The sequence below is a fragment of the Mucilaginibacter celer genome, from assembly GCF_003576455.2.
Classification (GTDB): Bacteria; Bacteroidota; Bacteroidia; order Sphingobacteriales; family Sphingobacteriaceae; genus Mucilaginibacter; species Mucilaginibacter celer.
Window position 1 is genome coordinate 1609198 of the sequence record NZ_CP032869.1, and the last position, 10582, is coordinate 1619779.

At 45.1% G+C, this 10582-nt stretch carries 4 protein-coding genes; all 4 read right to left on the reverse strand.

Annotated features, from left to right (window positions below; genetic code table 11):
* Positions 1–1320, reverse strand: a complete 1320-nt coding sequence (locus tag HYN43_RS06390) for a vanadium-dependent haloperoxidase (RefSeq protein ID WP_119408653.1) — start codon at positions 1318–1320, stop codon at positions 1–3.
* 8 nt (positions 1321–1328) lie between these two features.
* Positions 1329–4679, reverse strand: coding sequence for a VCBS repeat-containing protein (locus tag HYN43_RS06395; protein ID WP_119409286.1), 3351 nt, complete (start codon positions 4677–4679; stop codon positions 1329–1331).
* Between the two features lie 407 nt (positions 4680–5086).
* Positions 5087–6766, reverse strand: coding sequence for a RagB/SusD family nutrient uptake outer membrane protein (locus HYN43_RS06400; protein WP_119408654.1), 1680 nt, complete (start codon positions 6764–6766; stop codon positions 5087–5089).
* Between the two features lie 11 nt (positions 6767–6777).
* Positions 6778–9987 (reverse strand): SusC/RagA family TonB-linked outer membrane protein, encoded by a 3210-nt coding sequence (locus tag HYN43_RS06405; protein WP_119408655.1) that lies wholly within the window; start codon positions 9985–9987, stop codon positions 6778–6780.
* Between the last annotated feature and the right edge of the window lie 595 nt (positions 9988–10582).

Consider the following 10582-nt stretch of genomic DNA (forward strand, 5'->3'; position numbering starts at 1 on the left):
TTATTTCTGTGCACTTTTTATTTTACTCAACACCCGGTTGCCCACTTTATTCCCTTGAATAATGCCATTATCAATAGCATCCATAAAGTGGATGCCTCCCCAAAAGCGGGATATAGCCGCTTCTTTGGCAGCTTGTGTAAAAGATGTAAAATGCCGCGGAGGCACACCATAGCTTACTTCCACGCTATCGGTATATTTAAAATTATCGCCAAAATAATGAGTAAGGATCACTGCCGATGTGGATGACACTACCGAGTGCCCGCTAATGTATTCCGGAAATGGCGGTGTTTGCAGCAACGGTTTCCAATGCGGATCAATATATTGGCGGATGGCCGTTTCGGGGCGGATGCGGTTGGTGCGGTATTTATCGTCCCAGCAGCAAATAAAAGCGTCCATCAGGCCCACGGCTACCACCGTGTTTACCTCCATGGTTTTCGCGAAGCCGGCATTGGTTTGTTTGCAGGCAATATTGGTTATGCCCATCCAATGCGCTCCCGGCGAGATTTTTTTGAGGCCGATAAGCATGTGACCGTCATTTTGAACGGCGAATGGATTACAATCCCAAAAGTTGGCAATATCTTTTTCCTCCTGTTTTAAACCATTGCCGCTTTTTGCATAGCTCAATTGCAGGAATTTATAAAACGCCGAATTTTTATCGGTAGAGAATGGGATAGGCGGATCAGGAACAAACTGCGCTGCCGAGTCGAGTGTAAAAGGTCGTACTGTATTAAAGTAGGGTTCAACCGGTAGCATGTAAGCTGGCGGTGTGAGATTCCAGCTCCCGGGAGTTCCTTTCAATTTATATCGCGGAAGTGCGCTTATCTTTCGGTAGTTATCAGCCTTCGCATATGCCAGGATCTTTTTGCTGATGAATTTGGCGTAGCTTTTTGAACTATCTATCACTTCATCACTGAAGCCTATTTTTCTGCATGAATCTAAAAAAGCATCTTCATTTTTAAGCATCAAACTGCCCGAGGGCTGAAGCTTTCCGGCAGTTTCGTACATAGCCAGTACAGCACTTAATTTATCATTATATCCGGAAATTTGCTTTGGAACTTCAATGGCCGGATAATCATTAAGTGCACCATGCATACTTTTAGCCTGCTTATCATTCTGGCTCACTACTTCGTATCCCGCCAAACAGGTATAAGCAAAAAAGCGGGAGGCCAAAGGCGGGTTGGTAACATCATGGATCATCACATCGGCCATTTGGTTAATCACCTTGCCAATATCTTTATTACCCAGTTGAGGGCTGGGTGTTTTATGGCAGTCGGTTATTGCCAATAAACCAAATAGCGCTATTAATAAATTTCTTTTCATGATTTTAATCACTGTGCTCTATAAGCTTTAAACTTGCCTTTATCCATACTGAAAAGCAGCGCATTATTTAATTGAAGCACGCCCCGAACGTCCCCTTTTAAATTAAAACCCGATTGTTGCTGATTAATATAGCTGTAGCCACCCTTGCCATCACCTTTAAGCAATACACCATAATTGGCATCATACTTACCAAAGCGGATGCGGGCGTGGTTCAGGTTACCGCAAAGCAGCATGTCGGTTTTTCCATCATGGTCATAATCAAGCGTGTTAATGGTATAAACCGGCGCATATTGCGCCTGCACAGGTAAAGTGGCTTCGTGTAATTTACCTTGCGCGTTGCTCAGGAAAAGGGTAGTGGCGAGGTGATTTGCACTAAGTTTCTTTACGCCTTGCAACTCTTCAGTGGTGAAGATCTTATCTATGGTAGCATCTGCATAACTTTTATAATCGGGGAAGCGGGTACGCATCATGCTCATTTGGTCCAGCATTTCATCGCGGGTTACATAAGGGTAACTGATATGCTGGATGTAAAAGCAAAGGATTGGATCGATGGAGCCGTTATCGTCAAAATCTTTATATAACATTTCGGCGGGTTCGGTATCGCTGGCTTTGCATTGGGTGTTGAGGCCTATGTTACCGGCAATGATATCAGGGTGGCCGTCATGGTTAATATCGCTCACGTTAATACAATTCCACCACCCGGTGTATTTTTTATCGAAGTATTTTGTTGTGACATCGGTTAATTTACCATTGGCGTTTTCAAAAACTGTGATCGGCATCCATTCGCCGGCAATGATCAGATCAGGCTTTTTATCGCCGTTCAGATCTGCCCATGCGGCATCGGTTACCATCCCGATGTTTTTCAGCGCCGGGTTATATTTTTCTGTTCGGTTGCTGAAATGGCCTTTACCATCATTGATAAGAATATAGCTTTCGGGCGTTTCGGGATATTCGCCCGGAATTACCCTGCCGCCTACAAAAAGATCGGCAAAGCCATCGCCATTAATATCGGCTACTTTTACACAGCTTTTGCTGCTGGTCATTTTAGGAAGTGCGTTGGTTGCCTTGGTGAAATTGCCTTTGCCATCATTAAGATAAAGCCTGTCCTGTAGTAAAGCATCACCAGGTTTATAGTCCGCATATCCGCCGGAGGCCACGTACAGATCAGGTTTGCCATCACCATTGGCATCAAAGAAAACTGCCGCAGCATCGGTACTTTTTTTATCAGCATCAAAAGCTGCGACTGCCTTGGCTGCAAATGTCCCGCCATTTTGCTGCAGGTATAACGCACCCGCTTTTTCATCATGTCTGCCCACATAAATATCTTCAAGCCCGTCGCCGTTAACATCCGCTTTTGCCAGGCATGATCCTGAAAAGGAAATAGAGTTGATCAATAACGGCTGGCGTTTAAAATCGTTAGTGGTATTTTCGCTTTCGCGGGATGCTATTGGCGAGGCAATCTCTTTAAATAACGGTGCTGTCGTTTTAGTTGACGGAGTGCTGCCTTTCGCATCATTTTCATTCAAAGTGATCTGCTTATTTGCCTTTACATCCGTAAGCAGTTGTGAATCTCCGCGCAACCAGGTTACCCTTAAGGAATCAACCTGCTTATCCTTACCCAAACCAAAATGCAGTACCGATGATACCGTTGATTGAAAACTACGGGTAGGCATTTGCTCAAGCAGTTGCTGTTTGCCTTTGCTGTAAATAGTAACCTTAGCACCTATACCCTGCGTATTTCCGCCCGTACCTTTCAGATTGATGGATAAATAGTGATTGCTATTTTGGGAAGAAGCCTGATTTTCATATATAAAGGCAGGTTGATTAATGTTGTTCACTACCAGGTCAAGGTCGCCGTCGTTATCCAGATCTACATACGCAGCGCCGTTACTGTTTGAGGGCAGCGTGATACCCCATTGCCGGCTTACATTGCTGAACATGGCATTGCCGTTGTTTTTAAACAGGTAGCTTTTAACCTGCGACGATGGCATCTGGTTTACGATATTGAGCAGATCTTGCCGCATAACCCGGCGATCTTTTAAATTATCGCCCATGAATTTCAGGAAATCCATATTGGTGTAATCGCGGGTGTAGCCGTTGCTTACAAAAAGGTCTTTCCATCCGTCGTTATCATAATCTGCAAAAAGCGGTGCCCAGCTCCAGTCGGTATTGGATACGCCAGCCAGCTGACCTGCCTCGCTAAAGGTATTATTGCCATTGTTAATCTGCATCATATTGCGCATGTACTGGTAATAAAAGCCCACACGCAGGTTCAGATCAAAAGCTTCATAATTATCAATCCCGAAGAGCAACTTTTGGCGTTTATTATCCTCGGGCAGCATATCCAGGGTATAAATATCCGGCTTGCCATCGTTGTTAATATCTGTTACGTCGTTCCCCATCGAGTAAAACGAGGTGTGGCCTATCTGTTTTTGCAATTCATCAGTAAAAGCACCTTTGGTATTGTTGATGTATAGCCTATCGGGTACGCTGTAATCGTTAGATACATAGATATCCGGCCAGCCGTCACCATTAATATCGGCAATGCCTGCCGCCAGGCCGTAGGATAAAGGGTTATTCACGATTCCCGCGTTGCTGGTGATATCAACAAAATGATTATTATCATTCCTAAGCAATCGGATGCCCGATTCCGCGTCTCTTTTTGCCTCCATATCCTTAACAAACACATCATCAATAATACTGATGCGGGCCGGGTTGTGATTTACAAGCAACAAATCAAGATCGCCATCTCTGTCGTAATCGAAAAAATAAGCCTGGGTGCTAAATGAGGGGAAATCTAAACCATAGTCGGCTGTTTGATCTTTGAACACCGGGATCCCGTTTGCATCATTCCCCTGGTTAATAAACAACTGATTAATGCGCTTTTCGGCGCGAACTTTCCCCGAATAGCAGATATACAAATCAAGTTTGCCATCGCCATTCACATCGGCCATACTAACCCCGGTTTTCCAGGGGCCGGGCCGCCCGGCAACGCCCGCCTCTGCCGTAATATCTTTAAATTGTAGTTTTCCTTGATTCAGGTACAGTTTATTATCGGTCATGTTGCCGGTAAAATATACATCGGGCAGGCCATCGCCGTTGAGGTCGCCGGTGGCAACGCCGCCGCCGTTGTAAAAATACTCGTACATCAGTACGTTGGTATTGAGGCCTTCGGTTAAGGTATTGGCAAAATCGATATGAGTTTGTTCGGGTTGTAACAGCTTAAAAAGTGGTTGGCTGGTATCGCCGGGCTGCTTATCGCCGCATCCGGCAATTATTATGGAACATAAAAGCCCGGGCAGTAACAATGCCTGTTTTTTGCGCCTTTTAAACGACGGAGAGCTCCGGAATATCTTCATTTTTTGGTTTAATATGGTACGGTTATAGGGTTGCCGTAAAATTGGTGTCAATATAACAATTATTCTGTGTATGGTAACAAAGTTGTGATATTTATTGATAAGCTACTTTAAGTTTAGTTCTCTGGTACAAAATCGTCATTACTCCGTACCTATCGATGGCAGGTTAAAAAAAGCGTTGTCACCCTGAGCGACAGCGAAGGATTTTCTACACCCTGCATAGCCGCCATGTACGGTGTAGAAGATGCTTCGTCCCTCAGCATAACAAATGGGCAATTGTTATGCTTCTTTAAAATACCTTGTCTTTCAGTTTCTTGTAATGAGTAGCTATTTAGCAGTTTTTTTTAAAACTAAAAATCACGGCCCCGGATCAAGGGGCCGTGAAACCAATTAATAAACCGGATCATGAATTAATTATAGCCCGGGTTTTGTGTGAGTTTAGGATTTTGGTTGATAATCCGTAATGGTAGCGGCAACCAGTTCATATGCTCAGAAAATGTATTTTTAAATATTGGTACAGGCGTGTAGGTTAGTTTGCCTGTGCCGTCGGCTGTTATCTTCATACCATATTCCTGCTCCTGTAATACGGCGGGACCCTTGGTGGTGATATCCCAGCGCCTGATGTCGTACCAGCGTTTATCTTCAAATACAAACTCAATACGGCGTTCGCGCCTGATAACATCGCGCATCTGGCCCTGGGTTAAACCTGCCGGAAGTGCCGGTAATGCAGAACCAGCACGCTGCCTAACCTGGTTTACAGCCGAATAAACTGAAGCATCCGGGCCAACGGCCTCGTTTTGCGCCTCGGCATAACTTAGCAATACCTCGGCATACCTGAAAATGATATAGTTTGATATGCCTTGCGTAGTATTTAAACTTGTTTGCCCTCGAATAGATTCATCAAGCGTTTTTTTGCCGTTATAACCGGTGTTGGTAATATCACTTGCCGAGCCAAGGTCGATCTCGTTATTCCCTCCGATACGCGATTTAAAGATGTCGCCCTGCCAGGTTGAACCGTCGTAAACAATAGATTGGTAAAACCTCGGCTCGCGGTGTACATAGGGATTTTGTGGATCATAACCAGATGCAGGGTCAGTAATCGGCTTACCATTATCCATTTCATAATCATCTATAAGGTTTTGCGTAGGGGCAAGGTTACCCCAGGCCTGCTGACCACCGTTTACAATAACCGGCCCTAAAATACCCTCACGTTTGTGCCCCCTGTTAGGTGCCGCATAACCGCGGGCAAAAATGGTTTCCTTATTCCAATTATTTGATGACAGGAACTGGCTTGCGTAACCGGCAAAAATGATGTACTGACCAAGGTTGATGACCTGCTGATTGGTAGCAGCGGCCTTTGTCCATTTGGCAGCATCATTGGTAGTGTTACTAAGCGGGCTGGCCGCAAACAATTCAATCCAACCTTTTAAGGTTAAAGCCGCACCTTTGGTAGCCCGGCCATTATCTGATGTTAGCGGCAAAGCAGCGGCTGCGGCATCGCAATCGGCCTCGATAAAGGCTACCGTTTGGTCGGCAGTACTACGGGCAACAAATATGTCATCGCCGGTTCGGTTATCAAGCGGCTTTGAAATAAGCGGCACGCCGCCGTAGTTAGTGTATAGCAATGAATAGTAATACGCCCGCATAAAAGTAGCTTCGCCTACACGTTTGGTATACCAGGCATCGCTAAATTTAGCCTTGTTAGCCGCTACATTTTGCAGAAATATGTTACACTTACGGATGTTGGCATAAACCGTTTCCCATTTCCATGAACCTGCCGGACCGTCGATGGCATTTGAAGGGTTAAGCGAGTTGGCCCGGATTACCGACTGACCGGTTTCCCATGATGCGCCGCAGGCACTATTATCAGTGTATTGATCAGAATTTTGGGTTTCGTTGTTGATATCGGGCAGATTGGCGTAGATATCGTTCAGCACCAGATCGGCATTGGCTTCTGACGAAAAAGCGGCCGCATCTGTTAAAAAACCTTTAGGCGGTACATCTAAGGCGTCTTTTTTACAGGCGCTTACACTTGCTACAAGCAAAGCGAGAAAAAATACTTGTCCTTTTTTTAAATATGTTGATCTCATCTTGTTATAGTTTAAAATGTTGCATTAACTCCTATTGAAAGCACGCGTTGCTGGAAATAATTCTGGTTGTTTCCACTGTTTTCCGGGTCGATAGTTTCTTTTATTGATGGTGTCCAGGTAAATACGTTCTGGCCGGCGGCGTACACCCTTAATGAACGCACGGCTTTGCCCAGCAATTTGTTTGAAAACGTATAGCCCAATTCAAAGCTCCTGAGGCGCAGGTACGAGTTGTTCCTGATCCACCAGCTTGATGATTGCGTGTTGTTTGATTTTGGCGTGCCATACAAGCGCGGATACAGTGCATTGGTATTTGACGGTGTCCAATGGTCTTTAAACGTAAGCTCGGTTGCAGAACCCGATGCCTGGAAAGGCCATACAAAATAGTTATTCAGCTGAATGTTGCTGTTTCCCGATCCCTGTATTAAAATATCAACGTCAAAGTTTTTGTAGGTTAAACGCGGTTCCAAACCATAAATAATCTCCGGGGTGCCGGGATGGCCGATAACCGTTTGATCGTTTCCGTTTATCTTGCCATCGCCGTTCAAATCGGCATATTTTAAATCGCCGGGGCGCACATCGCCAAACTGCGGAACCGGAACACCTGCTTTCAGCGTTTTACCATCCGATTCAAAATCGGCAGGAGTAAAGTAACCTAAAGCTTTCAAACCAAATTGTGTACCGTTTGGCCTGCCTGTACGGCGGGTGTTAGGGTTTGCATAAGTTCCGGCATCTTCAAATACTTTAACCAGTTTGTTGCGCGCAAAAGTAAAGGTGCCTTTAATATCCAGGCGAAGATCCTTACTAAAGCTTTTCGAGCTGGTGATGGTTACGTCAATACCGTGGTTTTGCATGTTGGCGCCATTCACCAAACCTAAACCAATGCCATATTCGGGCGGCAGTGAGGCAGCGATCTGGGCCAGCAGGTTCGAGCGTTTTTCTGTAAAATAATCAATCTCAAAGCCCAATGCGCCATTCCATAAAGTGGCCTCTAAGCCCATATCAATTTTGGTAGCTTTTTCCCAGGTTATATCGGGGTTGCCCTGTAAGCCTTCATAAACACCTTGAGTTGTAGTGTTATTCAATACTGCCGAACTACCTGAAATACGGTAAGGGCTTAGATATTGATAGGTAAGGATATTGCCGCCGCTTGCCGGATAGGCTCCGGATTGTCCCCATGATCCCCTGAGTTTCAGGTTATCTATCCAATCAAAATTGTTTTTGATGAACTTTTCTTCAGAGATGCGCCATCCCGCGGAAAACGCCGGGAAGAAGCCCCACCTGTGGCCCGGCGCGAAAAGGTAGCTGCCATCATACCTGCCGGTTGCCTCTAACAGGTATTTTTTATCATAAGCATAACCTAAACGGTAAACATAGCCTATTTGCTTTTGCCCGTCCGAGTGGCCGGAGTTTGTAGCATCGGAAGGAGCCGGTCCGCCAAAATCGAGCTCGTCAATATCAAGATTGTAGTTTATTTTTTTTGCCGAAAACGTTTTGTACTTCACAGTGCGGTTTTCAACTACCAGCAAACCGGTAATGTCACTTTTACCAAATGATCCTGCGTAGTTCAGCAAACCCTGCGCGGTTATTGAATGCGTTTGGTTATAGGTTTCAGAAAAAGTAGGGTATTGGCTGCCCTGTATGCTTTGTACAAAGGTGTAGGGCTTTTTAGTTTTATCGGCTACGCTGTAAAACGGAATAGGCGTGCGGTACGACCGCTGAAACGAGGTTTGCGTGTTAAACAACGGCTCGGGTCCGTTATCATAACTGATAATACCTTTGATACTTAAACCTTTGATGGGCAGCTTTTGATCGATAGATAATTGCGACAATAAGGCCGAATTTTCGTTGATATCATAACCACTATGATAGATTTCGCCAACCAGCGATTGGCCGATGTAGCCTCCCCATAAACCGTTGGTAAAATACACCGGGGTGTAGGGCGCTGTGCGTTGCGCCTGGTCTAAAATGCTGCCTGCTCCGGTGCCCGGGTAATGCCCATCCTCTACATAACTATTTACCGAAAAGTTTACCGTAGTGCTTTTGGTGGCATTAGCCGTTAGGTTTAATGATCCGTTGTATTTATTAAGATAGGTTGTGCTCCACATACCATCCTGGTGGGTATAACCAACCGAAGCAAAATACCTGATATCGTCGCTGCCTCCCGATAAGGTGATGTTATGGGCAGTGATCAACCGGTTTTTCAGGATAATTTCGTGCAGCGGGTCGCTATCACCATGTACATCCAGGTCTGAGTGATCTTTGTATTTCTGCAGGTCGTCATCCGTAGCGAAGGGATTGTATTGCGTGCCCGCATCAGCCGCGTCGTTAGCGTTGGCCTCGTTACGCATCAGCGCGTATTGGTACGAGTTGGTGTATTGCGGTATAAAAGTTGGGTTTTGGAAACCTACATAACCGTTATATGTTAAAGACGCCTTGCCCGAACGGCCTTGCTTGGTGGTAACCAAAATTACACCGTTGGCACCGGCCACACCATAAGGTGCAACAGCCGCAGCGTCTTTCAGTACCGTAAAGCTGGCAATGGTATTAGGATCCAACCTGCTAAAATCGCGCGGAACACCATCAACAATTAACAGCGCTGCCGAACGATTGAACGACCCTTGTCCGCGTACCTGGATATTGGATGCATCAAAGCCCGGTTCGCCGCTACCCTGTGTAACAATTAAGCCCGAAGCGCGGCCAACTAAACTGTTGGTTAGGTTTACCACTGGTTTTTGAGCAATTTCGGCAGTGTTGATGGTGGCAACAGCCGCGGTAGATGAGGTTTTCTTTTGCGATCCGTAGCCGATAACCACAACCTCGTTAAGGTTTTTAGCCGCTGGTTGCAATCGTACAGTTAAGGTGCCCTGGTTGCTAACGGGTACTTCAAGCGTATCGTAACCGAGGTAGGTAAACACCAATATGGCATTATCGGCTGCCTGTATCGAGAAATTACCGTTTACATCGGTCACGGTGCCGCCCGCACCACCTTTTATCCGTACAGAAACACCGGGGATGGTTTGCCCGGTAACTCGGTCAATAACCCGCCCTTTTATAGTTTCGGCATTGAGTTTAGCGTTTACAGCCGCGTTCCCGGTGGTGGCGGAAACATTTTTTAGCGGCGCTGCAAAACTAAAATCTGAAACAAACAAAAGGACTATACCGCCCAGGTAAACCCCGGACTTTTTAACGTTAACATACTTTTTGAGTAAAGTCTTTTTCATAATTAAGGTTTAATTACACATAGTTGAGAGGTTGCTTTAAATTGGTTGATTGTTGGTGTCTGGTTTTTACTTTCATTGGTTTTTAGGTTATTGAATGGTTTAATTGTTGGTTATCGGCTGATTTATATCGTTGGTTTAAATCGGTGCTATCAAAATCATACAGTCGCCGGCAAAGGCGTGTATCAGTTGTATTGATTTGAATAGGCGCTTGTTATGTTAATTGGCAGGAACAAATAACCTGTTTAATTGAGGCGGGAGATTGCCAAAACATACATATTTATTGACCAAAAGTGCATTTGTGAAGAAGAGGAGCGGTTTTGGGTGAAACCCCAATAACATAAGGCAGGCTGTAAATTATATGTTTAGTTTTTTTGAAGTAATGTCGAATGCACGCCGAAAAAAAAACTGTCTATGCCCAAAATTCCCAAAAATCACGGTTCAGACATCAGCGAAATCAACGTAATCAAAAAAAATCAACGGTTCAGAATATTGATGTTGCCCGCTACTCCGCTCTCATATTGCCCAATCGTACATTTTTTTTAACATACTGTACTTTTTAAAACAGCAATGTTAAATTATCCGGTATATAAAATTC